The organism is Dehalobacter sp. CP, from assembly GCF_047652685.1.
Lineage (GTDB): Bacteria > Bacillota > Desulfitobacteriia > Desulfitobacteriales > Syntrophobotulaceae > Dehalobacter.
In genome coordinates, this window is record NZ_CP157399.1 from 579,181 (window position 1) to 603,875 (window position 24,695).

27 protein-coding genes, 2 pseudogenes and 1 riboswitch are annotated in these 24,695 nt (G+C 39.5%); of the genes and pseudogenes, 18 read left to right on the forward strand and 11 right to left on the reverse strand.

Annotation, left to right across the window (positions count from 1 at the left end):
* Positions 1–115 precede the first annotated feature (115 nt).
* The 4 genes from AAH944_RS02960 to AAH944_RS02975 all read left to right on the forward strand — a co-directional run bounded on the left by AAH944_RS02960 (position 116) and on the right by AAH944_RS02975 (position 4,539).
* Positions 116–2,320, forward strand: a complete 2,205-nt coding sequence (locus AAH944_RS02960) for a S8 family peptidase (RefSeq protein ID WP_415536344.1) — start codon at positions 116–118, stop codon at positions 2,318–2,320.
* Between the two features lie 166 nt (positions 2,321–2,486).
* Entirely contained in the window at positions 2,487–2,951 is a 465-nt protein-coding gene (locus tag AAH944_RS02965; protein ID WP_415536346.1) for a hypothetical protein, read from the forward strand.
* 210 nt (positions 2,952–3,161) lie between these two features.
* Positions 3,162–3,797 (forward strand): hypothetical protein, encoded by a 636-nt coding sequence (locus AAH944_RS02970; protein ID WP_415536348.1) that lies wholly within the window; start codon positions 3,162–3,164, stop codon positions 3,795–3,797.
* Positions 3,798–4,101: 304 nt separating this feature from the next.
* Positions 4,102–4,539 carry a small multi-drug export protein gene (locus tag AAH944_RS02975; protein ID WP_415536350.1) on the forward strand — a complete coding sequence of 146 codons (438 nt, stop codon included), beginning with the start codon at positions 4,102–4,104 and terminating at the stop codon, positions 4,537–4,539.
* A gap of 156 nt (positions 4,540–4,695) precedes the next feature.
* Here the strand turns inward: AAH944_RS02975 and AAH944_RS02980 are convergent, their stop codons facing one another.
* On the reverse strand, positions 4,696–5,241 hold the full coding sequence (locus AAH944_RS02980; protein ID WP_415536352.1) for a DUF6512 family protein: 546 nt from the start codon (positions 5,239–5,241) through the stop codon (positions 4,696–4,698).
* A gap of 530 nt (positions 5,242–5,771) precedes the next feature.
* On the opposite strand from AAH944_RS02980, the gene AAH944_RS02985 reads away from it, so the two are divergent.
* Positions 5,772–6,185, forward strand: coding sequence for a DUF3795 domain-containing protein (locus tag AAH944_RS02985; protein WP_415536354.1), 414 nt, complete (start codon positions 5,772–5,774; stop codon positions 6,183–6,185).
* Between the two features lie 168 nt (positions 6,186–6,353).
* On the opposite strand, the gene AAH944_RS02990 is transcribed toward AAH944_RS02985, so the two are convergent.
* On the reverse strand, positions 6,354–6,617 hold the full coding sequence (locus AAH944_RS02990; protein ID WP_415536356.1) for a hypothetical protein: 264 nt from the start codon (positions 6,615–6,617) through the stop codon (positions 6,354–6,356).
* Between the two features lie 215 nt (positions 6,618–6,832).
* Here AAH944_RS02990 and AAH944_RS02995 point away from each other — a divergent pair, with 215 nt between their 5' ends.
* Both AAH944_RS02995 and AAH944_RS03000 read left to right on the forward strand, forming a co-directional pair.
* Positions 6,833–7,468 carry a hypothetical protein gene (locus AAH944_RS02995; protein WP_415536358.1) on the forward strand — a complete coding sequence of 212 codons (636 nt, stop codon included), beginning with the start codon at positions 6,833–6,835 and terminating at the stop codon, positions 7,466–7,468.
* 70 nt (positions 7,469–7,538) lie between these two features.
* A pseudogene (locus tag AAH944_RS03000) lies at positions 7,539–7,977 on the forward strand (DUF3102 domain-containing protein); the annotation flags it as partial.
* Between the two features lie 52 nt (positions 7,978–8,029).
* On the opposite strand, the gene AAH944_RS03005 reads toward AAH944_RS03000, so the two are convergent.
* The 4 genes from AAH944_RS03005 to AAH944_RS03020 all read right to left on the reverse strand — a co-directional run bounded on the left by AAH944_RS03005 (position 8,030) and on the right by AAH944_RS03020 (position 10,124).
* Entirely contained in the window at positions 8,030–8,653 is a 624-nt protein-coding gene (locus AAH944_RS03005) for a zf-HC2 domain-containing protein (RefSeq protein WP_415536360.1), read from the reverse strand.
* The gene (locus tag AAH944_RS03010) at positions 8,654–9,133 is read right to left on the reverse strand and encodes an RNA polymerase sigma factor (protein WP_415536361.1); all 480 of its coding nucleotides are present in this window, start codon (positions 9,131–9,133) and stop codon (positions 8,654–8,656) included. It abuts the gene before it with no gap.
* 471 nt (positions 9,134–9,604) lie between these two features.
* Positions 9,605–9,904 carry a hypothetical protein gene (locus AAH944_RS03015; RefSeq protein WP_415536363.1) on the reverse strand — a complete coding sequence of 100 codons (300 nt, stop codon included), beginning with the start codon at positions 9,902–9,904 and terminating at the stop codon, positions 9,605–9,607.
* Positions 9,894–10,124 carry a helix-turn-helix transcriptional regulator gene (locus AAH944_RS03020; RefSeq protein WP_119774571.1) on the reverse strand — a complete coding sequence of 77 codons (231 nt, stop codon included), beginning with the start codon at positions 10,122–10,124 and terminating at the stop codon, positions 9,894–9,896. The genes AAH944_RS03015 and AAH944_RS03020 overlap by 11 nt, the downstream gene beginning before the upstream one ends.
* A 357-nt stretch (positions 10,125–10,481) precedes the next feature.
* On the opposite strand from AAH944_RS03020, the gene AAH944_RS03025 reads away from it, so the two are divergent.
* On the forward strand, positions 10,482–11,369 hold the full coding sequence (locus AAH944_RS03025; RefSeq protein WP_415536365.1) for a MerR family transcriptional regulator: 888 nt from the start codon (positions 10,482–10,484) through the stop codon (positions 11,367–11,369).
* A 144-nt stretch (positions 11,370–11,513) separates the two neighbouring features.
* On the opposite strand, the gene AAH944_RS03030 is transcribed toward AAH944_RS03025, so the two are convergent.
* Complete coding sequence (locus AAH944_RS03030; protein ID WP_415536367.1) at positions 11,514–12,122, reverse strand: DUF4352 domain-containing protein; 609 nt, start codon at positions 12,120–12,122, stop codon at positions 11,514–11,516.
* 567 nt (positions 12,123–12,689) lie between these two features.
* The gene (locus tag AAH944_RS03035; RefSeq protein ID WP_415536369.1) at positions 12,690–13,577 is read right to left on the reverse strand and encodes an FRG domain-containing protein; all 888 of its coding nucleotides are present in this window, start codon (positions 13,575–13,577) and stop codon (positions 12,690–12,692) included.
* Positions 13,578–13,817: 240 nt separating this feature from the next.
* On the opposite strand from AAH944_RS03035, the gene AAH944_RS03040 reads away from it, so the two are divergent.
* From AAH944_RS03040 to AAH944_RS03055, 4 genes and pseudogenes are all read left to right on the forward strand, one after another.
* Positions 13,818–14,924 carry a saccharopine dehydrogenase NADP-binding domain-containing protein gene (locus AAH944_RS03040; protein ID WP_415536371.1) on the forward strand — a complete coding sequence of 369 codons (1,107 nt, stop codon included), beginning with the start codon at positions 13,818–13,820 and terminating at the stop codon, positions 14,922–14,924.
* Positions 14,925–14,980: 56 nt separating this feature from the next.
* On the forward strand, positions 14,981–15,265 hold the full coding sequence (locus AAH944_RS03045) for a hypothetical protein (protein WP_415536373.1): 285 nt from the start codon (positions 14,981–14,983) through the stop codon (positions 15,263–15,265).
* Positions 15,266–16,057: a lipid II flippase Amj family protein gene (locus AAH944_RS03050; RefSeq protein WP_415536375.1), complete on the forward strand. Its 792-nt coding sequence runs from the start codon at positions 15,266–15,268 to the stop codon at positions 16,055–16,057.
* Positions 16,058–16,473: 416 nt separating this feature from the next.
* Positions 16,474–16,800 (forward strand): annotated as a pseudogene (locus AAH944_RS03055) (CoA-binding protein); the annotation flags it as partial.
* A gap of 59 nt (positions 16,801–16,859) precedes the next feature.
* Here the strand turns inward: AAH944_RS03055 and AAH944_RS03060 are convergent.
* Positions 16,860–17,921: an HD-GYP domain-containing protein gene (locus tag AAH944_RS03060; protein WP_415536377.1), complete on the reverse strand. Its 1,062-nt coding sequence runs from the start codon at positions 17,919–17,921 to the stop codon at positions 16,860–16,862.
* A 95-nt stretch (positions 17,922–18,016) separates the two neighbouring features.
* Positions 18,017–18,102: riboswitch (cyclic di-GMP riboswitch) on the reverse strand.
* A 222-nt stretch (positions 18,103–18,324) separates the two neighbouring features.
* Here AAH944_RS03060 and AAH944_RS03065 point away from each other — a divergent pair.
* From AAH944_RS03065 to AAH944_RS03090, 6 genes are all read left to right on the forward strand, one after another.
* Entirely contained in the window at positions 18,325–18,714 is a 390-nt protein-coding gene (locus AAH944_RS03065) for an iron chaperone (protein ID WP_415536379.1), read from the forward strand.
* A gap of 59 nt (positions 18,715–18,773) precedes the next feature.
* Positions 18,774–19,352 carry a DUF3795 domain-containing protein gene (locus AAH944_RS03070; RefSeq protein WP_415536381.1) on the forward strand — a complete coding sequence of 193 codons (579 nt, stop codon included), beginning with the start codon at positions 18,774–18,776 and terminating at the stop codon, positions 19,350–19,352.
* Positions 19,353–19,416: 64 nt separating this feature from the next.
* Positions 19,417–20,286, forward strand: a complete 870-nt coding sequence (locus AAH944_RS03075; protein ID WP_415536383.1) for a pentapeptide repeat-containing protein — start codon at positions 19,417–19,419, stop codon at positions 20,284–20,286.
* Between the two features lies 1 nt (position 20,287).
* Positions 20,288–20,833, forward strand: coding sequence for a DNA-deoxyinosine glycosylase (locus tag AAH944_RS03080; protein ID WP_415536385.1), 546 nt, complete (start codon positions 20,288–20,290; stop codon positions 20,831–20,833).
* A 57-nt stretch (positions 20,834–20,890) separates the two neighbouring features.
* Positions 20,891–21,643: an SGNH/GDSL hydrolase family protein gene (locus AAH944_RS03085; RefSeq protein WP_415536387.1), complete on the forward strand. Its 753-nt coding sequence runs from the start codon at positions 20,891–20,893 to the stop codon at positions 21,641–21,643.
* Positions 21,644–21,730: 87 nt separating this feature from the next.
* Positions 21,731–22,870 carry a glycoside hydrolase family 113 gene (locus AAH944_RS03090; protein WP_415536389.1) on the forward strand — a complete coding sequence of 380 codons (1,140 nt, stop codon included), beginning with the start codon at positions 21,731–21,733 and terminating at the stop codon, positions 22,868–22,870.
* An 8-nt stretch (positions 22,871–22,878) separates the two neighbouring features.
* Here the strand turns inward: AAH944_RS03090 and splB are convergent, their stop codons facing one another.
* Together splB and cybH are read right to left on the reverse strand one after the other, a co-directional pair.
* A complete protein-coding gene (splB, locus tag AAH944_RS03095) occupies positions 22,879–23,943 on the reverse strand; it encodes a spore photoproduct lyase (protein ID WP_415537750.1) in 1,065 nt (354 codons plus the stop codon).
* Complete coding sequence (gene cybH / locus AAH944_RS03100; RefSeq protein WP_415537752.1) at positions 23,918–24,664, reverse strand: Ni/Fe-hydrogenase, b-type cytochrome subunit; 747 nt, start codon at positions 24,662–24,664, stop codon at positions 23,918–23,920. The genes splB and cybH overlap by 26 nt, the downstream gene beginning before the upstream one ends.
* Between the last annotated feature and the right edge of the window lie 31 nt (positions 24,665–24,695).

Here is a 24,695-nt window from a genome sequence, read left to right on the forward strand (position 1 = left end):
AACTTTGAATATATGAATGTAGAATGACGCTTCGGGAACTCTTGAACGTTAGATGAAATAACCCTTCCGGGAATATTTTAAAAGATACAAGTATATTTATTTGGGGGAGAATATTATGTCTGATGAAAGAGACCATTTATGGATACCTAAAAATCAGGTCAGAGAAGATATTGTGAATTTAGGGAACGGTGGTCCGAGCTATTCTAGAGATGATTATTATGAACATGGAAAGAGATTAACGGAGCAGGTAAACAAAATAAAGAATGAAATAATAATTAAGAAGGATGCTGAACTTACAAAAGACTATATTCTCCAAGTAAAAACTCCTGAACAAATATCGATTAAAAGTCATAAAGATAAGTTAAATAAATTGGGTTTCGATATTGTTTCCTATTCAAATAATAAAGAAAATATTGCAACAGCTATAATTCATAAAGATAAGTTCAATGAATTTGATAAGAAAGTGATTAAATATGCTGAATCTGAAGATCACTATGGGAAAACAAATATTTCCGTTATTGAAGAAATTAGAGAGGTTCCTTTAGAAGAAAAAATAGACACAAGTATAAAAAGCAATGATGATATTGAAGTTGAATGTATAATTACACTTTATAATATCCTTTCAGCTAAGGAAAAAGAGATTATCATTAATAATATTGAAAGTGTATTAAGGAACAAAGATATTAACGAAATAAGAAAGAGTAAGTTATTGAATGGTACGGTTATCCTATCTGCAAACTTACATCCTTCAATAATAAAAGAACTTGGGCAAGAGTATATTACTGTTCGTTCAATTAGTGTTAATGGTTCGATGATATTAGAAAAATCATTTCCAACAGACAACCTCCCAAACCCTTTAGTGGTTTCTAAACCAAATACAGATGTAGTAGTAGCAGTAGTTGACTCAGGAATTAATGAAACATCTCCTGCCTTTAATGGATTGATCAACGATAACCAACTGTTTTTACCTTCTGGGACGACAAAAAAGGCTGTAGATCATGGAACCCTAGTTGCAAGTAGAGTTATATATGGAGATAACTTAGAGTCTTGTGTTCACTTACATGAATTAACTCCTACTTGTAGTGTTATTGATATTACTGTCTTTGGAGAAGATTTACTCGGCAATGTAATCGGGTTAAAAGAAGATCAACTGGTGACAATGTTGGATAATATTGTTCCAACTTTATCAAAAACAGTTAGAATATTTAATTTATCACTCGGGTTTAATTGCCCTATTGAAGACAATAAGTATTCCTTATTAGCCCAAGAAATTGATTTTTTATCTCGAGAGTTCAATGTACTTTTTGTTATTGCTGCGGGAAATATTCGACATCCTTTAGCTAGTTATCCAGAACATTTTAAATTTACAAATGCTAGGGTACAACCCCCGTCCGAATCATTATTAGCTTTAACTGTGGGTTCTATTGCCAAATACTCAAATGCAAGTTGTCTTTCAACAATAAATGAAATCTCGCCTTTTTCTTGTATTGGTCCAGGAGCGGATCAAGGAATGAAACCGGAGCTAGTTGCCCACGGTGGGAATTTACTTTGTGGTTGGGGCCATTCTCCGAGAGTTGGGGCATATGGAGTAGACTCTTCAGGTCGAAGGCTTGCATATGATGTAGGTACAAGCTTTTCGGCGCCAATTATCTCTAACTATGCTGCTAAGATATTAGGAGCTAACCCAAATGCTACGATGAATTTAATTAAGGCACTTCTATGCAATTCGGCTAATAATGTAATTTGTCCAGAACTAGACGGCATAGATCCTCAAAAATTTTATGGATTTGGTGAACCAGATATTAATTATGCGCTAAGTTCATTATCAACAGCAGTTTATATATGGCAGGGTAGTATTAAGAAGGATGTATACCAATATATTAAATTTCATGTCCCCGATTCATTTGCCGTAGTTGGAGCTGAAAGTAAGTTAAGAATTCGAGTAACGCTCGTTTATAACCCACCTGTTAATCCAGATAACCAAAAAGAGTACTCTATGAGTAGAATGGCAGTATCTCTTTTTAAGAAATGTGATGACGGTATGAGAGAAGTCTCTCTTTCATCTAATGACTTCAAGTATTCAGTTCCTTGGAATCCGGTCATACAAATTGAGAAAGATTTTTCTAGGAACTATTGTGCAGGGGAATGGGAAGCTAGAGTAAGGTTACTAACACGTGGAGACCTACCTGAAGATTTTCAGCAAGACTACGTAATTATTATTCAAGTGATAGACGCTAATGGATTAGTGGATGTATATTCAGATGTTTTACGTAGTTATAGTAGTATTTATTTGACGGTAAGAATTCGAGAAGCTGCATAGTTATGGGGTTACGGGGTTACTTCATCTAACACAGCGTTCCCAAAACTTAGAATAGATGAATGTAGTATGACGCTTCGGGAACGCTTGAACGTTCTACGAAATACCCTGCTTGGACGCGCCATCCGTGGCGCGAAAACGTTAAAAAGTAGAATCTGAGGTATTATAAATGAAGAAGATAATGTTCGACTCGAATGTTTTTGATCGGTTGCCAGAGATAATACATCAAATAAAAAAATCTACTGAAACCCAGTATGAGTACTATATTACAACTATACAAGTCGAAGAATTATGCGAAATTCCTGATAGCAAGAAAGATATTAGGGCTAGGAATATTCTGATGTTAGCAGATCTCAGAGCAAAACTTGTTCCTATATCCTTATTTATACTAAACGGTAGAGCAAGATTAGGATATGCAAGATTCGGCGACGGAATTGTTTATAATAAGATACTCAAGAATAATAATGGTAATATTGATGATGCGGTAATAGCAGATACAGCGGTATATGAAGGATGTACTTTAATTACTGAAGATAAAGAACTTCACAGTAGAATGACAAATAATGGTTATGATGTTATGTATTTGACTGAGTTTATTAGTACTATTGAAGATCTCACGAAAGAAAATGATTAGTATTTAAACAGTGATTAGATAAAATGTTTTTTCAAGGGTGCGCCGTCCTTGGCGCACTCTCAATTAAGGGGCAGGATACTTCGTAGAACAGGCAGTTCCCGAAACTTAGAATATATGAATGTTATAAGATGCTTCGGGAACTGCCGAGACGTTCTACGACATATCGTGCAAAGGCCGCGCCGTCCATGGCGCGGACGAAAGGGGTAGAAAATGAAAAAAGTTGTTTATGTATCCATATTATTGTTGATTTTCGCATGCTTACTGTCTGGCTGCGGCAATAAAACTATACCCAGCGTAAATGTTTCCCCGGCATCAGCAGGTAATAAAGGATTAGAACAGGCGTTGAAGTTAGCGGATGACAAGCTTGTAGCTGAGTATTGTAGTACCCTAGACCTTTGTCTTGGCGACAATTTATTATTTTCTGATGCAAAAACTATTTCATCCCAAACCTTATTTACTTTTTTTTGCTATATAACAAATAGTTATGGATCAGATTATCAAGATAAATGGTACATCAAGGCTGATAATAATTATCGGGTACCAGTAGCTGATATTAAAGAGATTCTGAACCAATATTTTGATGGCTGTAATTTTGACCCTGTTCAAGTCTATGGTTACAATGCGCAAACAAATGAGATAATTATCGGTGGACTGTCAGGATTTGGCGGAGGTCGCTTTCCTAAATTAGTCAAGAAAGAGCAGCTAAATAATGATAAATTGAAGTTAACGGTCGATTATTACGATGACCAGTATAAAACTGTTTTTTATACTAAAGTTTATACCATTCGTTTTACTGCCAACGGCTATCAGTATTTGTCTATTAATAAGGTATTAGAGAAAAGCTAATGAAGGAACATGTATTAATAGTAGCATGTAATTTGGAGCTGGTTACCTTTTTAAGGCAGCGCCATCCGGGCGCTGTCTGAGTCACGGGGCACGATACGTCGTAGAACAGCACCTTTACGCAATCTAAGAGAATATGCAGGTAGTAACTAGACTGCGTAAATCTGCGAAACGTTATCTGAAATGCTGGGTCTAGTGGGCGAAAGATTTTTATTAGTCGGAAACGAATTTTGGAAAAAAATATAGAAAAAATTTAAAATGATGGTGCTCAAATTGCAATTCGTTTGGTAGACGCTTGGAGGTTTATATGGAAGTTCTGATCAAGTTTATAACAATTATGGGTCTTGGAATCATTGAGCTATGGGCAGCAATTCCAGCAGGAACAGCGTTAAAACTTCACCCTTTGCTTAACGGAATAGCATCAGCGTTTGGTGCCATTATTGGAGCAGTGGTAGTTATTTTCTTTGGTGATCGATTACGCCAGTGGTTGTTAAAGAAGAGGGTGAAGAAAGAAAAAAGCAAAGGACGAATCTATAGAATTTGGGAAAAGTATGGGGTGATAGGACTAGGAATGCTATCGCCACTTTTAACGGGTGCACCCCTAGGAGCCGCGATAGGAATCTCATTGGGAGCATCACCCAAACGACTTACAATTTGGATGAGTATTGGTATCGTGATTTGGACAGTTTTACTTACAACAATTAGTACGTTAGGATTTGCGGGATTCCAGATGCTTAATAGATGAATTGATTCGGATTAATTTTTGGTGCTGGAATTTTTGAATGATTAACTTTGCCGCACTTCAGATAACAGCGAATTCTCAAAATCTGAGAGAATATGCAAGCAGTAACCAGACTTCGGGAATTCACGGGACGTTATGTGAAAGAGCGGTGAAAGTTCCTTATTGGGTTTTCCACTCTATCCCGTAAGATAACGAATGAGGATCCTGGAAAATAGGTAACTTGGGCGGTGCAAATGTAAATGTTATGAGGAGAGCGGCATGAATCAGGATGAGTACGAGGCCTAATCTGTTTAGCATTTTTTTCATATTTGTTCTAGTAAGTATCATATAACTGACCAATTGACACAGGGCACACCCTAAAATATAGGATGCAATGTCTATTGCCAGAATTTCTTTAGATGAAAACATTGAATAAGTGTAAAAGACCAGAAGAATAAAGCCTTGAAGAGTCAAAATGCCAAGACCTTTTGCAAGTAGAAAGTTGTTAGTTTTATTTTTAACATACCAATACTCAATTAGAGAAAACAAAGTTAAGGACCAAAAACCAAGTTTTAAATGCTCCCATACACTTTCGTTTACTGCACTGATTACACCGATAATTGGTAACCGATTTGACCAATCAAAGGCAAAATGTAGCAAGGAACCAACAATGATTAGGAAGAAGGTACCTGATAATTCCCAAATCAGGACAGGTTTTTTAAGCATCTTTCCTGATCACCTCCATCTATGCTATTGTTCCATAAATATAAAAAAACATGAGGTAGAATTATAGGTTTACCCCACTTGCAGCTGCTAAAGCTCATTTGGATGTTGGAAGGAATGCGGTGTCTCTTGGAGATGTAGATTTCGGTTGGAGTAAAGTTTACATTTTTGATACGGCTAATGGACCGAGGACAGTAATTTCAATCAAGTCTTTATTTTTTTGGAGAGCACCAGCGGCTGTACATTTTCAGTCAACAAAAGATGAGATTAAAACTATTGGATGGATGAGATGATTGAGATATTCTTTGGGGCCCGGCTACATACGAACAGCGTATTGCCAACACTTGGAAAAGATGCATGCGGTTGGGGCGCGTCGGCAATACGCGAGACGTTCTACGACATATCGTGAAAAGGCCACGCCGTTCTGGCGCGGATAAAATGGATTATAGGTTATTTCTTTGCGGCAGTCGGATTTTTAGTAACAGTAGAATAACGTGACGTTATTATATATATTCTGAGGTGTGAGGTATGAGATGAATAATATGAAGGAAGAATTGATTGCTCCTTGTGGTATGAATTGCAGACTTTGCTTAGGTAATCAAAGAGAGAAAAATCATTGTAAAGGGTGTCGGAATGAGATAGATATTAGGTATAAAACAAAAGGTAGCGTCAGTTGCATAATCAAAAACTGTTCTGTAATTAAAAGCAATGAATCGGGATTTTGCTTTGAATGTGATAAATACCCTTGCCGGAGGTTAAAACAGTTAGATAAGCGATATCGAACAAAATATCACATGAGCATGCTTGAAAACCTTGAGCAAATAAAGCAATATGGCATTGATTCATTTTTGCGGAATGAGGAAAATAAATGGACTTGCAAAGAATGTGGCAATATTGTTTGCGTACATAGAGCTTTTTGTTTGATCTGCAAAACTTATATAGAGTGAGTCTTCTTCTAGATACATAATTATAAAGCTTCGGATAAATTTTTCTTATTTTGTAATACTGGTGCTGATTGCTAGATATTTAAGGCAGCGCCATCCATGGGAAAGGTTTCCATCCGGGTGTCGAAGGGTAAAATAAAAAGAAGCCTTGAACAAGCTCCTTCAATCATTCTATTTAACTTTTCGTACATGGGTTGTTTCCATCTGTAAGGTTTCAATTTTAGTTTCGATTCTTTCGAGGGCATTGATAATAGTATCATTTTTCTCATTTTGTACTTCGCGAGCATCAAATAATGCTTTGATTTTATAACCTAGATCATTTTCAACTTTTGTTTCTATTTTTTGGACTTGAGAGGTTAATTCTTTAAGTTGGGAATTAGTTTCGGTTTGGTCTTCAAGGATCTTTCCGAGAAGATCCATTACCTTATCATCCAATACGATCGCCTCCTAATGAATAGCTTATCGTTTTTGGAAGATAAGTCAAGGAGAATTTTTAAGGATTGCCATCCATGACCACTGCTGAATTTGAAGCGCCACACGACGCCTAACACGAGGTTTACTCAACTTTACAAATATGAATGTGGTTATGACGCTGCGTAGGATTAGCAATTTTTTGGGGCAGAGGTTAATTTGAAAGAGGTGTGGGAGATATGATTAATATTGAGAGACTGTTAACAATAAAAAAGGAGAATTTACTTGAATTCTCTAAAACTTTAGAGGCAGAAGACATATCTCAGTTAGTGGAATTGTTAACTGAAAAAGATGATAAGCTGAGATATCACTCATTGCTATTATTAGAACATCGTTCAGAGGAATATGATGATGTGTATCCTTTTTGGGATATTTTTTGTGAAAAACTAAAAAGTACTAATTCCTATCAGAAAAGTATTGGGGTAATGCTTATTGCTACTAATGTAAAATGGGATAGAGAAAACAGAATTGATATAACAATTGATGACTATTTAAGAATTTTAGATGATGAAAAACCGATTACGGTACGCCAATGTATACAGTCATTAGGCAAAATAGTTACTTACAGGACAAATTTACATAATAAAGTTGCAAATGAACTTATATCCATTGATATTATGGATATTAAACCAACAATGAGAAAGCTAATATTAATTGATATTCTAAATATTCTTTTGTTAATTAAAAAAAATGATACCTCAGAAGAAATTGATACGTACATTTTTAAAGCACTTACAGGCGGATTGCTTGATAAGAAAGCGATAAAACAAATAGAATTGATGTCAATTTTGAAAGGTGATTTGATAGGTTCATAGACAAGCCTTCACCATCCGAAGCCCGTCTGCGTATGCTGTAATTAAAGCTACTAAAAAGGCGGGAATCAAAATGAATGAACCAATCACTGAACGTACGCCGCTTGTTATCACGGCTGAGATTAATAGGTTCAAACAACAGATTTGTAAACTCAAATTCGTCAGCGCTGACGAGTTTAACCTACTATCAGGCCCTTCTTCTTCTGGGGATTCCGGAAGATGAGCGGGAGAAATTTATCCTGCAGCATGATGTTAAAGATATGACTTCCCGGGAGCTTGATCAGACTCTCAAAGAACTGAACCAAACCGCTCCGCAGAAAGTGCAGGCTCAAGTCATGCCCATACCAAATAATCCTCAGGATATCAAAATAGAATATATAACCGTCAAGAAAACCGACAAATCAAAAAGTGGGCCAAAAACTGCAGCCCCCTCAACCTTTACCACGAAGTATGAAGAAAAATGCGCCGCTTGCTGCCAAACAATCGCCGATACATTCTACGAACTGCTGACCATCCAATAATATATGCTTGATCTAAACTACAGATTCTCGCTATAAATGTCGATTACATTATATTTAATTCTTTAGCTATTTCCCTCAAATAAAAAGTTTCTGTTTTGTCCTCGAATTGTAATATAACGCAATCATCCGCAGTAAATTGTACTTTATTGCCATTATAATCGGTACAGTGTATGCCATATGAAAACTTGTTTGGATGTTCGCCTCTGTCATCTAAGATACTACTGAAACATTCTGTAAACTTAATAGTTTTAGCATGAATGTTGTCCGCGTCCGGATGACTCCAAGGATTAAGAACCCTACCATCTGTCAGTTCAAATTCAAATAATATCTTGTCGTCTCTATAAACATAGTCGATGTTCATATCAGCGGAGTTCACTTTCCATCCAAATCCAAAGAAATAGAGATAAGATACTACTGCCAATGCACAGATTGTCAAGGTTATTAGAACTGCTTTAAAAACTTTTCTATTCAGCTTTTTGAATGGTTTGATTTTTTCTTTGTTGTATTCGGTATTTTCTACCCTGACCTCTGCTTTCATTTGCTCAAAAATTTCCTTGCATTGAGGACAATTATTAAGATGCTCTTCGATTTCCAGGTTGCTTTCAGAGCTGGTCAAACCATCAATATAGCTTGGTAACAGGTCTTTTATAATTGCACATTTTATCATTTACAATCTTCCTTTCATAATTTTTTGTTTTGCACGGTAAAAAGTGACTCTTGCCCAGTTTTCATTTTTGTTGAATACTTCCCCAATTTCTCTAAAAGAAAATGCACCAGTGATGCGTAAGAAAACTATTTCCTTTGCAGTTTCATCAAGAATATGTACTGCTTTGATAAGTTGCATTTTATCTTCTATCAGACATAATTCTTCCTCCGGATTAAATTTGTTGGAAACAATATTGTCATTAAGCATAGATGTTTCTTTGCGGCTTCTTTTATCAATCTCTTGATACCACAGATGTTTTGCAATTTGGCAAAGCCATGTCGAGACTTTACATGTACCGTCATAGCGATTGGCTGATTTTATTGCACGGTAAAAGGTCTCCTGCGTGAGCTCTTCCGCAGTATCCTCATCGTTACAAAGAATGATCAGAAATTTAAAGACTGTCTCTGCATATTCCTTATAAATGTCATCTATGTCGAACATGCAATTCACTTCCTTCAAAACATATATCCGATAACGCAGTGTTTCGTTACACCATAATTTAATTTTTTAAAAAGCTGTCCGCCTAAGCAAACAGCTAAACAAAGGTTACAATTACTATGGTCAAAAAATCCTGTACAAATAGCTGAACCAAAGGAGTCAAAGAAGAAGCTTTACCTGGAAAGAGTATGAAGCAAAAATGAAATGGTATGCACTAATAACACCAAGAATAACCGAAAGGCCGGGGTGAACCGGGAACCGACGTGTCTACCGTGACGGCAAAAGCTTTGTTTTACTTTGGAGATGATATGTAGAAAGTCGATTTTTGGTGATATACTATTATTAGAGATGCTTTTGTAACACTGTGTTTAGCGACACTTTGCCAATATGAAAGCTGTATGGGACGCGTCGCAAACACATAAACGTTAGGGGAAAAACCATGCGGGAGACAGCGCCTCCATGCGCGGAATAGTTTCAGAATAATTTTCTAATGAATGCCATTATAAATGCGATAATAAAGGAAATTGCAAATACATAAATGAATGTTTTTATCCAAGTCTTACCTAAAATCTTTTGTTTGTATTGATATAAGGACATAACCAGACCACTTACAATAATTAATGCAAGCAGATCCCAGGGCGCTTCATTTAGTTTTAGCGATCTATATACAACATCAAGAAGCAAAGCAAACGTAATAAAAACATATCCGAATTTATAACTAATATTTTCGATAAATGTTGTTCTTTCATCTTTCTTAACCATATTACTGGCCATTTTCTATAACCTCCTCAAAATAGAATAAGTCTTCAAATTGTTTATTAAGAACTTTTGATAGAATTAATGCTAATTTTGCTGTCGGACAGTATTGACCTGTCTCAATAGAACTAATTGTTTGTCTTGTTACGCCTGCAAGAATTGCAAGATGTTCCTGCGAAAGATTCTTTTCTGCTCGGGCGACTTTTAATCGATTTTTAAGCTGAATATTATCATTCAAACTATCACCTCCTGACTAGATAGTAGCACAGTGAAAAGAAAATGTAAAGCATACTATGCGAATAGACAAGTATACCTATTAAGGGGAGTTGATTATTCTGAATCTGGGGGCGTACAGCTTGGTAGAACAGTGAATTCCCGAAATCTGGGAGAATATGCAAGTAGTAACCAGACTTCGGGAATTCACAAGACGTTCTACGACATATCGTGCAAAGACCTCGCCATCCTTGGCGCGGATGAAAAAAATCTGTAGTATTCGCAGTAGTAGAAAAGTGTGAAGAAGGGATAATTTATATTAGCTAAGTACTTGACTAGCACCTAAGAGGATACCTTAAGCTGAAATCAGGAGGTGTAAGGTATGCAATTGAATGAGATTTGTAAACAAACAGGTTTAACGAAAAAAGCAGTTGAGTATTATCAATTAAAGGGTTTAGTATCACCTAAAGTTAACGAGAACGGATATAGGGAATTTTCTGACTCAGATTTATCTCGTTTGAAAGAAATTGCGTTGTTTCGAAAACTGGAATTATGCACTGATGAGATCAAGCAAGTGCTTGATAGTAACGACAAGAAGCACACCCTTGCTTTAATTAAGCAAGCAAAAGAGATTCAGGCAAAGGCAAAATTATATCGACTTGATTTGATAGGACAGTTGATCAATGGGGTGGATGTTGCTGAAATTCAGGATAGCTTGAATTTATTAGAACAACAATCTACGATTAAAGAAAAGTTATTAATGGCGTTTCCCGGATACTATGGGAGATACTTCAGCTTTCATTTTGGCCAATTTCTCAATGAACCAGTAAAGACAAATGAGCAGAAAGTGTTATATGACAACATTGTTAACTTCCTTGACGATATGGAACCAATCGAAATTCCAGAAGAGTTTCAATCAATTTTGGACGAAGCTGACAAATATATGGACAATGAAAAAATTGAAGAAATGAGTGCCAACATACAGAGTACTTATGATGACTTTGACACGTATTGGGAAAACAACAAAGATAATATCATTCAATATACAGAATTTAAGAAAACGGATAAGTACCAGAATTCAGTAATGGCACAACTCATGGATTTGTTTCGTAAATTTGGAGAAACAAACGGATACTATGATGTGTTCATTCCGATGATGAGAACGCTAAGTCCAGCATATGATTTTTATTACAAGAAGATGCTGGAAGCAAATGAGAAATTGATACAAAAAATACCTGATGTTGAAAATTGGTACGAACCAACAAAATGAGCATTATCCTTGGTTTATAATTTAAAGTGAAGATGCTAAAGATAAACTGGAAAAGTGGAAAAAAGACTTAAGTGAAAAAACATAAAGAAAGAAGGCCGAATCTCAATTTATTATGATTCGGCCAAAATCTATACTTTTCCAAGCCTATTGACCAAGGTTTATTATCTGGTACTGTCCACCAGACCATCCTAAACCACTTGAAACTTGTAATTTTAAACCTTTTAGGTTTTTAGGAATTTCAAATACAATATATCCACTTTTGCTTGTTCCCGGGTTTACCTGGGCTAGAAAGAAACTATTATCGGTGTTTACATACATGTCTGCTTCAGCCATAGCAGAATATTCTTTGCCTTCAGCATCTTTTAACTTAAATAAACTAGTATCAATGGTACGAGTCTCTTTATCGTTGTTTGATACCTTTACTTTTATTAGTAAATATTCATTTTCGGTTGTTTTTTGCAAATATTGATTTTGCCCAATTTTAGTGCTCCTTTTTACCTCGCTTGCAGTATACCCAATATTTCCTGCCTTAACCTCATCATTTAGCTTATATTCCTGGGGAGTGGAAGTTTGAGGGGTAGACGAATTTGGAGAGGGAGTTGGAGCAGGGGTAGACTGACCGCCACTACATGCTTGGACAAGTATGATAATTACTATGATACATAATAGCCAAAACCACCATCGCCTATAGATGGATTTATTTACCATTATATTTCCCCCTAACATTAATTTGTAATATTTATTATTTCTCAAAACATTCTTTTTGATTCAGAAACAATATCTTGGTTCCAGCTTAAATTATGCAAAGCACTTTATAATTAATCTAAATAAGATGGTTATAGAAAAATATATGAATATTATTAGCTAAGCAGTTTATCTTTGGAAATTTGGTTTATTATTAGATTCATAGTATTTAGCTATGATTGATGAACTTAATACACCAAGAACAATGAAGTTAATAAGTGCCATTAATGTTGAACTAATCTCGCTGCAATTATTCCGCTGATTGTTCCTATAGTGATAGTATCATTATATTTTTTCAAAGTAGTACCTCTTTTCTAACAGAATGATACAAATATAGTCTGTTCGAAAAAGAGAATTTTATCAATTACTAATTAAGTCAAGCTCTATAGACTTTATGTATGAATAAAATGTTTTTAGTATAAGGAGCCGCCCTCCATGGCGACTTCTCAATCTGGGGGCGACCAACTTCATTTAACAAGGTTTTATCGTAGCTTAGCAAATAATAAATAGTATGACGCTGCGGTAACACCCAGAATGTTATCGGGAATCTGGGTCATTTCTAAAACTCTTAATATCTTACATCGGAATAATGGAACTGGTGATAGAAGGCAACTGACCTTCCTCTTGGACTTCAAGGTTAATTTGACGAGTAACCTCAGTGATATCAGGATAGAGGGTAAAGCGCGTCACACCATAATGTTCAAGTTGAGAAGTGATTAATGGAATTTTCTCGGCAGCGACACAGATTTCAAGGAGATAGTCCGATGCGTCTGAGAAGAGATTCAATGGGATAATCTCTTTATCATGGGGGAATACAGTAAAAACTCCTTTTTGAGCGACAATGTGTGGATTGTTCAAGGGGCCGATGACAGCGGCAGGCTTCTTATTGGCAAGGATTTCAGCATTCGGCCCAAAGTAGAGATCAACAATCTTTTCATCTACATTGGGAATATAGCCAGCTTTAACAAAGCTATGAAATGAGAATGCTTCATTGAGCAGAACGGGATTTAGAATCCAAACTGCGGAATCTTTGCCAACATCGTTAGCACCCCGACCATCCAATGCAAAGAAAAGGGCAGTAAGCGCATCTCGGCTCCAATCCAATAGTCGAGTTGGTACTCCGTAATGCTGCATCATAAAGAGCCAGTGCCAATAAGCTGCCGGACCATTTGGAATGGGAAAAGAGGGCAGCTCCTGTACGAAAGGAATAGCATAGGATTTGAACTTAGATAGATAGATAATTTCCATTTGGGGATTGCGCCCTCTTCGAGTGATGCTGGGTTCTAAATTAAATGCGTTTTGGTTTGCCGGTTGATTTTGACCACGGTACCATAATTCACATCTACCCCCCGCGGGGCAGATTTTTTGGAATGCATAATCTACAGCTCTTAAATAATCTTCAACACTTTCAATCCGAGTCACACAACTAGTAACTGGACTTGATTGTTGTATTTCAGTAAACATTTCCCCACCTCCTTTATAAGTTATGAAAAGTAGGACAGGGAAGTGCGTAAAGAAAATAATGGAAGATAGTGTAAGTCTAGGATACAATAAGGGTATCGTCCCTTTTCGTTATCATAGATGCCGCTGAAGGCGACATAAGGACGAGTTAGGTGACAGACCATGCAAGATTTGTAAGGGACTGGCTTTTGGAGTTTTCACTTAAAAATAAAAGTACAGGCCAAAAGAAAGGAAGAGATACTGATGTCTAAAATCCTTATCCTAGGTGGGACAGGTCAAACTGGCAGATTGATATCGCGTCATCTATTGGAGTATTCCGAAGCTACAGTTACAATTGGGACGCGATATCCCGACAAGGCACAGGTATTTGTTGATGAGCTGAATCAAAAGTACCCCGGTTTACGTGCATCGGCTGTTTATGCAAACGCATCAGAAGCGGAATCCTTACGAACAGCGTTTAAAGACCAGTCTATCGTTGTGGTCGCAGCACCCACGACTGCCTATACCGAAATCGTGGCCCATGCTGCGCTTCAGGCTGGGATTGATTATCTCGATGTGCAGCTTGGCTCCAAGAAATTTGCTTATTTGCAGTCCCTTGCTACAGAAATCAAAAGCGCTGGAAGAACTTTTATCACGGAGGCTGGGTTCCATCCTGGGCTTCCTTCTGCACTGGTTCGTTACGTGGCCACCCATATGGACTCGATTGAAAGCGCCATAACAGCGGGCTATCTCAATATGGGGAAAGATCTTCCTTATACCGAAGCAGTTGACGAATTGGTTGAGTGTTTCAAGGAATATCAGGCTCAGGTCTATAAGAACGGACAATGGACGAAAAAAAGCTCCTATGAAATACGTAAAATAGATTTTGGGAGAGACATTGGATTGAAACGGTGCTATTCTATGTTCTTTGAGGAATTGCAGCCGCTGCCGGAGTTATACCCCTCGCTCAAGGATCTTGGCTTTTATATATCGGAGTCACACTGGGTGACAGACTGGGTGACTATGCCAATCGTTTGGATGTGGCTAAAGATCATGCCAAACGCTGTCAGGTCAATTGGTAAGTTTTTATGGTGGAGCATGGGCACTTTTCACAAGCCGCCATATCGGGTTGAACTTCTGGTTAGGGCATCTGGATATAAGGATGGGCAGATGATTCAACCCCACGTCAGCGTTTCTCATCCCGATGGTTACGAATTAACAGCTATCCCTGTTGTTGCGACTTTATTACAATACTTGGATGGCTCTGCCCGTAAGCCCGGACTTTGGATGATGGGGCACTTGGCTGAACCGAATCGTCTTCTAAAGGATATAGAAAAAATGGGCGTGAAGTGCATATCGAGCTTTTCATAAACGGCAGCTGCTTATTTGAATATAACCATGTAAATATTTATACAAGGAGTAATCACATGGAGAGATTAACAAAAGCATTAGAAAGCAATGGTCTTTTTATTGTGGAAGATTCTCAACTACAGCATGATGCAAACGGTTATTTTGGGGAAGTCATTAACAAACTGGCAAAGTTCGAAAATTTTTATGATGATTTGATATTTAAACAAAGTGAAATCTCTATGGAATTAGAGAAGCTAAGATTTGAAGGCAAAACGAATTCAGTAAAATTCAAGCAACTGCTGACGAATAAAATGACCAATCATACAATATTAATTCTTTTGAAAGCGTATGGATTGCAGTAAATGGAAAAGATGCTCATAGAATTAATGATTCTTACAGTTGTCATTCATATTGTCGATACCCTGGCCTACTCCGTACGCTTGAATTCCGTAAAAAGCGGACAGGTTGCTTTATCTTTTTCTCTCTTCAACATGTTTGTTCTTGTTTCACGGACAGCCAACATGTTTCAGGGACCGTTAATTGCAGGCATTGTTGATTTAAGTATAGCGCAAGGATTGAATCCGGCCAGTGATTTGCGGTCGGTTATTTTTGCTGCGACAGCAGGGACCCTATTTGGAATCCTGCTCATACCTACATTCTTAAAGGTATTTGAAGTTGCTGTCAAACGTTTAGAATTGGCCGGTTCTGTACCTTCCTTGGTTGTCGAGGCCCTGCAGGCAAATAATATCAAGCGAATTGTAAAAAGTGCTGTGCGGCCTTCGAAGACAATGCTGGAAAGACTAAGGTATAGAGAGATACCCAAAAGGTTACTTGTTATCAATATTATGGTTACAGGTATATATACCATTGGGGTCCTTGCTGCTAATTACTCAGCTCTTCTGGTTCCGGAGCATACAAGACTAGCAGCAGCCGCATCGTCAGGAATCATTAATGGCATGGCAAGTATTCTACTTACTTTTTTTATCGATCCAAAATCGGCAATCTTTACGGATCAGGCGTTGAGAGGAATAAGGCCTTATGCTGATGTGAAAGCATTGGTTATTATGCTTATTGCTACAAAACTAATTGGCACATTATTGGGGCAAGTGCTGTTTTTGCCGGCCGCCCAGATTATTGCAAGCTTTTACATCTAGTCATAACGCCTGTTCATCATGAATATAAGCAAGGAAATAAGAGCCTGTTTATTAATACGATAGGAACTGAAAATAGTTTTCACAGAAAATAAATATTGGAAGAAGGAATTAGCCACATCACCAAGAAATAAACAAAAGAATAGATGAGCTAATCCAATTCAGACTAAAAGATTTGATCATAGTTCAATTAACAGCCAGGGAAGAAGCCGAGCATCAAAATGTCTGTCTTGTTGTTTTGATCCATGGGAAGCGATGTAGGCAGTTGAATAATTTAATAAAGGGGGTCATTTTTTTGACGACAATGAGCTCAGTCACTGATTTTCTAGACCAGCGTACTTTAGCTGTGGTCGGGGTATCCAGATCCGAAAAGAAGTTCTCGCGTAGGCTGTATAGAACGTTAAAGAAGAAGAGGGTATAATGTTTTTGCCGTAAATCCCAATATGGACAGTATTGACGGCGAGATCTGCTATGAGAACCTTCAGTCTTTGCCGCAGAAAGCCGACGGCGTAGTGATCGTCGTCCCTCCGGACAAAACCAATAAGGTCGTTAGGGACGCGGTAGAAGCTGGAGTCAAACATATCTGGATTCAGCAGGGGGCTGAATCCAAAGAGGCTATAGACTTTTGTACGGAAAATCATATAAACGTCATCCATGACCAATGCGTCCTAATGTTTGCAGAACCATCGTTTCCTCATTCGTTCCACCGGTCCATACTGAAGGTGTTTGGAAAACTTCCAAAATAATAGGTCAGCCGGCTCAAAAAACATTTGAGCCGGCGTTTTTTTCAAAAGATGGATCGGCTTCACTCGACAATGGATACAATAAAGGTTGTAAGATCTTCGACAAGGTTATATTCCTTAGTCTGGACATGGGCTAGCCCTTTGTCGGTGATTAATACCCTGATAATTGGGCGCATCGGCAAACTTTTATTCTGGTCAACTACAATCCCAACCTCACCTGTATTAAGTTTAACTGTACAGCCGGTCGGATAGGCCGCAATATGTTTTAAAAACGTTACAACCAATTGCTGAGAGAATAGCTTGTTTGCACATCCCATTACAATTTCACAGGCTTCATGCGGGACGATCCGGGAGTGGCCCGGGCCATCATTGACCAGATTATCATAGAAGTCGGCCACCCCTACGATTTGAGCCAGGACATGAAGGCGCCTGCCGGATAGCTTACGGGGATAGCCGTTTCCGTTCAACCATTCATGATGCTGCAAAGCAATATGCGCACTCAATAAGTTTAATTCCGGTTTATTCCGGAGTATTTCATATCCGTGAATGGTATGCGTTTGATATAGGTCATTTTCCTTCGGAGTAAAGGCCTCACGTTTGGCGACAAGCTCTTTCGGCAGCTTGACAGTCCCGATATCGTGAAGCAAAGCCCCTACTGCCAGTGCCTCCAGGGTATCTTTATCCAGCCCCAAAGCTTTGCCCAAAATGGTCGCGAGGACGCAGACGCTGACTGAATGCGCATAAACTTGATTGTCATAGCTCCGCATATCTGTCAGGCTCAGAAATATCTTCTCTTGAAATAGGACGTCTCCGATGATGTTGTTTACCGTCTTTTTTACCTGAAAACCATTGAGGTCTTTACCGATTCGTACCGCTTCCGCTGAATGCTCAATGGAGTTCATTGCCTCCCGCCTGTTTTCCTCGGAAATAACATCCTCAATAACGATATCCTTGGTTTCGTCATCGTCCACATAGACAATACTAATGCCCAGTTCTTTTAACCGGTCGATATATGGCTGGGTCAGCGTGACTCCTTTTCCAAGCAATGAACGGCCGTTATGCGAGAAGATGGTTCTTCCCAATACGTCTCCCTTTTGAAGCCGGTTTACACTTACCTGACGCAATTGTAATCTTCCTTTCCAATAAATCAGTGCTGGCTGAAGCAACAAAAAAATCACCAGCAGATTGCATGGCGACATTCAAAACAAACCTGAGCGGATTCGGTGGCCTGGCAGTCATCAGAATTATTCTGGAAGACCCATAGCTTTGCGTCCCTGGCTTTCACCAAGTTTGCCATTGTCGTTGCTCCTGTATCCCTATTCGATTGATATTTCGGTCATAGAACCATTGTAACACATCGCTTTCAAGTTCTACAGGGGTTATTTGGAAAATTATTCTTTATTCTGGTGCCAAATGATAAATGGTTCTTGATTTAGCAGAGGAATCTGCTAAAATTCGTATAACTCATTAATGATGTTTATACGTGTACGGATAACATTATGAAGATAGTTAAAGGAGAAACTAAAAATGGGAGCGGATAAAGTGGTTCATGAATCAGTTGATGGGTATATTTTGCAGTTTCCTGATGAGATACAGGAAATATTAAGAGCAATTAGAAATGTGATAAGAGAAGCAGCACCGGACGCAGTGGAAAAGATCAGCTATCAGATGCCTACGTTTGTATTGAACGGTAATCTCGTTCATTTCGCAGCATTCAAGAACCACATTGGATTTTATCCGACACCAAGCGGGATCGAAGCCTTTAAACAGGAACTGGCCGGTTATAAGGGAGCCAAAGGATCGGTACAATTTCCGTTAAATAAGCCTATTCCGTATGCGTTAATAAGCAAGATCGTGAAGTACAGAGTCGCGGAGAACGCGCATATCCCAAGAAGAATTCCGTGCTGCGATGTTTAGATACGGCCCTTAATCTTCGGGGGATGCTAAAAAATGATTATTACCAGGAGATGCATGCGATGGTCAAATCAATGGTAAGTAAAGAATACAGGCGGAAATGCGCCGACTTTTCATTATGCGGACTAAATTGCTGTCTCTGTCCGCGCTTTCATACGGATGGTTCTTCAAAGTGCCCTGGCTGCGGGGGTCCGGACTTTTTTTTGAAGCATCCTTCCTGTGCCGTTATTACCTGTAATAAAAAGCATCAAAATGTTGAATACTGTTTTGAATGCAGTGTCTATCCATGTGAGAGGTATCAGGCTCCAAGCGAGGCCGATTCTTTTATATCCTATCAAAATGTATTGCAGAATCAAGCCGAGGCTAAAATGGACCTTCAAAATTATCTTGAAGAACTGACGGAAAAACACAAAATTTTAGGCGAACTAATCGCGAATTACAACGACGGCAAATCAAAGGGATTTTATTGTCTGGCGGTGAACCTGCTGCCGCTTTCCGTCCTGAATAATATAATGGATGAGATCTGTCATATGGATCAGATCAACTGCAACGGCAGTGCTGAAGAAGCCGTCCGCTTGCTAAAAGCGGAAGCCGATCGTCTGAATATTCAACTGGTTCTTAGAAAGGCTAAAAAGGATTAGACAGACTATTCAAGCATCATTTCTGGGGATAAATCAAATGTTCTTTGTTTTGGAGGATCAAATATTGTCTGGAATTCGTGAACCAATAGACATTTTTGCTGAGCAGAGGCGCAGTCTGGGAGCTGACTGCGAGAACTGCTTCGGATTGTGCTGCACCGCGCTGTATTTTTCAGCTTCGGAAGGCTTTCCAAACGATAAAGAGGCCGGTCAGCCTTGTCGGAACCTGCAGGAAGACTTCCGCTGCTGTATATATCAAGATCTTCAGCGACTGGGTCTGAAAGGCTGCATGGCATTTGACTGTTTTGGCGCAGGGCCAAAAGTATCCAGGCTCAGTTACGGCGGCAGAGACTGGCGGCGATCACCGGAATTCAGGGAGCAAATGTTTGAAGTTTTTCTTGTCATTCGGCAGCTTCAGGAGATGCTCTGGTATTTGACAGAAGCAGAGACATTACACCCGGCTCATTCAATTCATAAGGCGCTTCGTACCCTGCGGGAAGAGACGGAACGGCTGACACTGCTTAGCCCATGCGAGCTTCTGAAAATGGATGTACCTTTATATCGTACCGAAGTAAATGCCCTGCTGCTTCAGACAAGTGAACTGGTCCGTGTTTCTATTTGTCAGGAGCGGAATATTCAGGCTGGGATTTTGAAGACCTTTAAGCGCAGGAGCAGTCTGGTCGCTGCAGATCTCCGGGAAACAGACCTCAGAGGGGCTGACCTTAGAGGAGCCTGTTTGATTGCCGCAGATCTCAGCGGGAACGATCTGGGCGGAGCTGATTTGATCGGGGCGGATTTGCGCGATGCCGACCTTAGCGGCACTGATTTAAGCCAAAGTATTTTCCTGACCCAGGCCCAGCTGAATACAGCGAAGGGGGACAAACATACCAAGCTGCCGCCATCACTTTTTTATCCAAGACAATGGAGTTTGGACTGATATGGAAATGGAAATTCTCTATTCATTTGAACCAGTCATCAATCAGGAGTCCCGGGTATTGATTCTCGGCTCGATGCCAGGAGTGCAATCGTTGAGGGAGCAGAAATATTATGCACATCCTTACAATCATTTTTGGCGGATTATGTATGCGCTTTTTGACGATGCCCGTAGATGCTCTAATGCTGCGGTACCACGGATGGCAGAAAGCAGCAAACTTCCGGATCCTGATTATGAGAACAGGAAACAATTTCTTTTGGACAGAAAAATTGCCCTCTGGGATGTCATCCGTAACTGCTCCAGAGAAGGCAGTCTCGATAGCAATATCGTTAATGAACAGGTTAATGATTTTCAAAATTTATTTATTCAGTACCCAAATCTGGAATTACTTGCATTTAACGGAGCAAAGGGCTTTAATATATATAAGAGGAAAATCCGTCTGGAGTCTGCTTCCATTGCCTATCTGCTATTGCCCTCAACTAGTCCGGCCAATACGATGAAATTTGAGGAAAAGCTGAGACATTGGAAAGCAATTTTGAAATACTTATGAAATCTTGAAGTAATGCCTATGAAGTTTTAAGCAAGTCGTTGTGAAAGGTGTGAATTGATGGATAACAATCAGCCCGAACTGAAAGAAAATTATACATTTCTGATTGTAGGAGATTCCATTTCCAAAGGCGTGATCTATAACGAGGATCAGGGGAAATATTCGTTATTGGACAGAAACTATGTTTCTCTGGTCCAGAACAGCTTGAAGGGCATGGTCTATAATGCTGCGAAATTTGGTAATACCATCAAAAAAGGTATTGAACGCCTTAATCGGGATGTCTCCAAAACGTGTCCGGATATTGTACTGATCGAATTTGGAGGCAATGACTGTGATTTTGACTGGATGCAGATTGCGAATGATCCAATGGCAGAGCATGAACCCAAAACGGATTTCAACGTTTTCGGGAAAATGCTTACAGATACCATTATTTCGCTTAAAAACAATAATATTATCCCGGTGTTGATGACGCTTCCCCCGCTTGACGCCGATCGGTATTTCAAGTGGATCAGCAAAAACAGTAATGAGATAGGAAAAAGTATATTAATTTGGCTTGGAAGCGTTACAAAGATATACTGGTGGCAGGAACGCTACAACTCCATGATTGTGAACATTGCAGAGGAAACCAGGACGAGATGGATTGATGTAAGAGGTGCTTTTCTGAAGACGCCGGATTTTACTCAATTGCTTTGTATTGACGGGATCCATCCGAATGAAGACGGGCATAAGGTTATTGCCCAAAAGGTGACGGAATACCTCAGGCAGAATTACAATTTTCTGCTCAAAGATTCTTCCGCGGAAAACCTTTCTTAGCATATTAGAAAGTATAAGCTTTTCATCCTTTACGCTTCTAATCGTCAATCTATTTAACATGTACGATTCTTAGGAAGGGTCAGAATATTGAACAATTTGCTGAATACGCTCAAAAAAAATAAAACGCGGCTGATTGCGTTAGGTGTTATTATTGCGGTGTTGCTGATCATTAAACTGGTTCTAGTGGATCTTGTCTATATCGGTCACCAATACGAAAAGAACAGGATTATTACCCCATGGGGGGAAAAGATAAAATCGGCAAACCTGTCTGTAGATTATACAATTGAACAAGCTCTGAGCGATATTGACAGTCTCGGGTTAAATACCCTGAACGTCCCTGTCCAAATTGATATTCCGTCGTTGACAGCCAGTACGATGAGTATCAATGCGGAAAGCGAAAAGAAAGCGGTCCGGTTGATTAAACGCTTAAGATATAAAGGAATTAACGTCATTCTGGAACCTTATCCGTATATTCAAAACGGTGAGAAATATGAGACGGATCTCAAGCCGGATCATATCAATCAATGGTTCTGGAACTGGAAACAGGTCGTCCTTGTCGAACTTATCCGTGATGTGGCTAAGCCGAATAAAGTCTACGCCCTATGTATCGGTTCCAACTTTGATCAATTTGAGGATCAATGCGGTTATTGGACTGATGTCGCGGATTTTGTCAGGGCGGAATACCAGGGCAAAGTGACTTACCGGACAAACTGGTGGTATACAGCTGAATGGAATGCCGGGCAGGATTTGGCGTACGATACCTACATTGCCAAATTAAATAATCCGGTTCTTGGAAAAGTGGATTTTATCTCTGTCGCAGCTTATTTTGAATTGACCGACCAGGAGACCAATACTGTAGATAACCTTGTAAGCTCGATCTATAAGACCCGGATTTTTGACCGGAACCAGAATATCTATGATGAATTAAAACAGTTGTCTGCGAAATGGAACAAACCTGTATTCTTTGGTGAACTGGGTTTCCCAAAAAGAGACGGTGCTGCAGTTCATCCCTGGAATCCCTTGCCGTCGGAAATAATTAATAACCAGGAGCAGGCAAATTGCTTTCTGGCTTATCAGCAAGTGTTTGAAAAAGAAACCTGGCATCTTGGTTTTTCTGTTTTTGCTGTGGGCAAAGATGATGAAAACAAGAATTATTACCCGAGCGAGCAGAGCAAGCAGGCCATCAGAAGCTGGTACGCCCAATACCAGCATACTGGCGTACAATAGCCGAAAAGCTAAATAAAGTATTTGGCTTTTGCTCCCGGGAAATGATGGTTCATAAACGCCAGAAAGGAAGTCTTTATTTCCTCCATTTCAACGGGTGGGTAGACATATTTTCCGTAGCCGAACTGCCCGAATTTAAATTTGCGCGAAGCTTCATCCATCGGTAGGCTTGTCTGCGGATAGATATTTAAAATATTGGACTTGGCTCGGGAAGAAAAACGATGTGTGATAAATTCAAAGGTAAGCGCCGCAGGAGAAAAGTTTGCCGGAGAAGCGGCTTTTAACTGCTCTGCCAGGTCAGCAAAGAGCTTTTCGTATTGATCCATCCAGTTCTCAAATCTGATAATCGGGGCAATAATAAAACCTAAAGGGTAGCCGGCGCGAAGTACTTTTCCGGCTGCCCTTATTCTATTTTCAGCGGATGGTGTCCCATGCTCATAATTTCTGATGATTTCCTCGCAATTCAGGCTGAAACGAAACCTGGTATGGCCGTGATGTTCCAGATTCAAAAGACTATCGACGTCAGTGAATTTTGTGACAAAGCGGAACCTGCCCTGAGGCTGTCTTCCGAAAAATTCAATGCTTTTTCTCAGACTGCCTGTATATTGCTCCACCGGGATTGGGTCGGAAACTGCGGCTCCTTCGAAATAAGTGATCTCGGGTAAACGTTCATGGATTAAAGTTTGGGCTTTCTCAAGCAGTTCATTGATATTGACATAGATGCGGATGTACGGTCTTGCACCCAGCGTCGTGGCTAAATAACAATATTCGCACATCCCAGGACAGCTTGTGGTCAGCGGCAGCTGATAATGAGCCGACGGTTTGCAGGTTTGAAACGTTTTTCCGCGTTTGACACCGATCACCAATGTTTTTTTGGCTTCAAAATAGGTTTCGGCAGCAGTATCTCCGCTCAGACCGGTTATTCTGTTGTGAGAGCTTGTCGCTTTGACCGGAATATTGGTTTGCCGAAAATAATCAACAAGCTTCTTTCCAAGTGGATAATCCAGGGCTTCAGGCTCATAAAAGACCTGTTTGGGCTCGAAATTCAAGTTAATCCCCCTTCTGGAGTACAACATATTCGGGGGTATGGACTTCTTCAGCGCCGACAGTAGAGGGCAATTCATATTTATACCCATTGATCATGGATGAGGTAGTACCATCATCATCCAGAAGATCCTGTCTGAATACAAGGTAGAGGTGAATCAACAAAAAAACCACATAGCCCCAGGCGACAAGATGATGACTCATCCTAACCAAATTTTCGTTGTGAAAAGCCGGAATGACCCAGGAAAACAACTTTCCGGATATACCGTCCGGATTGGTGCCTATCCGCATAGCAAAACCGGTTATAATCATGAAAAAACTTCCGATCCAGATGAAGAGAAGATAAGATAGCTGGGCCAGGGCATTATGCCCGAGATGTCCCTGATGTTCTCCTCTCATAAATAAATAGTAGCGGACCGTTGACTTGAGGTCCTGCCAAAAAGCCTTCTGCCAGAAACGTATCTTGGCATACGCATTACCTGCCCAGAACCAATAGAGGCGAAATAACAGATTGGCCGTAAAGATAAAAGCGGCTATTCCATGCCAGTAGCGAACGGATCCCATTAAAAACTGCTGGAAAGCTTCTCCGGGGGTTATAAAGACAGGATTTCCAATATACAGACCTGTAAGAAAGAGTACGGTGACGGCGGCTGCATTTATCCAGTGAAACATCCGGACAGGAAATTGCCAGACGTATACCGGTCTGCGCTGCGGCATCGGAGCGGAACTTTTCTTTTCTTTGGATAAGGCCAATCGTAATCCCTCCGTATCACTTAGAATGTAT

Coding starts and splice junctions, on each gene's coding strand:
- AAH944_RS02960 (WP_415536344.1), top strand. CDS start 116: ATGTCTGATGAAAGAGACCATTTATGGATACCTAAAAATCAGGTCAGA.
- AAH944_RS02965 (WP_415536346.1), top strand. CDS start 2,487: ATGAAGAAGATAATGTTCGACTCGAATGTTTTTGATCGGTTGCCAGAG.
- AAH944_RS02970 (WP_415536348.1), top strand. CDS start 3,162: ATGAAAAAAGTTGTTTATGTATCCATATTATTGTTGATTTTCGCATGC.
- AAH944_RS02975 (WP_415536350.1), top strand. CDS start 4,102: ATGGAAGTTCTGATCAAGTTTATAACAATTATGGGTCTTGGAATCATT.
- AAH944_RS02980 (WP_415536352.1), bottom strand. CDS start 5,241: ATGCTTAAAAAACCTGTCCTGATTTGGGAATTATCAGGTACCTTCTTC.
- AAH944_RS02985 (WP_415536354.1), top strand. CDS start 5,772: ATGAATAATATGAAGGAAGAATTGATTGCTCCTTGTGGTATGAATTGC.
- AAH944_RS02995 (WP_415536358.1), top strand. CDS start 6,833: ATGATTAATATTGAGAGACTGTTAACAATAAAAAAGGAGAATTTACTT.
- AAH944_RS03005 (WP_415536360.1), bottom strand. CDS start 8,653: ATGATAAAATGTGCAATTATAAAAGACCTGTTACCAAGCTATATTGAT.
- AAH944_RS03010 (WP_415536361.1), bottom strand. CDS start 9,133: ATGTTCGACATAGATGACATTTATAAGGAATATGCAGAGACAGTCTTT.
- AAH944_RS03015 (WP_415536363.1), bottom strand. CDS start 9,904: ATGGCCAGTAATATGGTTAAGAAAGATGAAAGAACAACATTTATCGAA.
- AAH944_RS03025 (WP_415536365.1), top strand. CDS start 10,482: ATGCAATTGAATGAGATTTGTAAACAAACAGGTTTAACGAAAAAAGCA.
- AAH944_RS03035 (WP_415536369.1), bottom strand. CDS start 13,577: ATGTTTACTGAAATACAACAATCAAGTCCAGTTACTAGTTGTGTGACT.
- AAH944_RS03040 (WP_415536371.1), top strand. CDS start 13,818: ATGTCTAAAATCCTTATCCTAGGTGGGACAGGTCAAACTGGCAGATTG.
- AAH944_RS03045 (WP_415536373.1), top strand. CDS start 14,981: ATGGAGAGATTAACAAAAGCATTAGAAAGCAATGGTCTTTTTATTGTG.
- AAH944_RS03050 (WP_415536375.1), top strand. CDS start 15,266: ATGGAAAAGATGCTCATAGAATTAATGATTCTTACAGTTGTCATTCAT.
- AAH944_RS03065 (WP_415536379.1), top strand. CDS start 18,325: ATGGGAGCGGATAAAGTGGTTCATGAATCAGTTGATGGGTATATTTTG.
- AAH944_RS03070 (WP_415536381.1), top strand. CDS start 18,774: ATGGTCAAATCAATGGTAAGTAAAGAATACAGGCGGAAATGCGCCGAC.
- AAH944_RS03080 (WP_415536385.1), top strand. CDS start 20,288: ATGGAAATGGAAATTCTCTATTCATTTGAACCAGTCATCAATCAGGAG.
- AAH944_RS03085 (WP_415536387.1), top strand. CDS start 20,891: ATGGATAACAATCAGCCCGAACTGAAAGAAAATTATACATTTCTGATT.
- splB (WP_415537750.1), bottom strand. CDS start 23,943: ATGTTGTACTCCAGAAGGGGGATTAACTTGAATTTCGAGCCCAAACAG.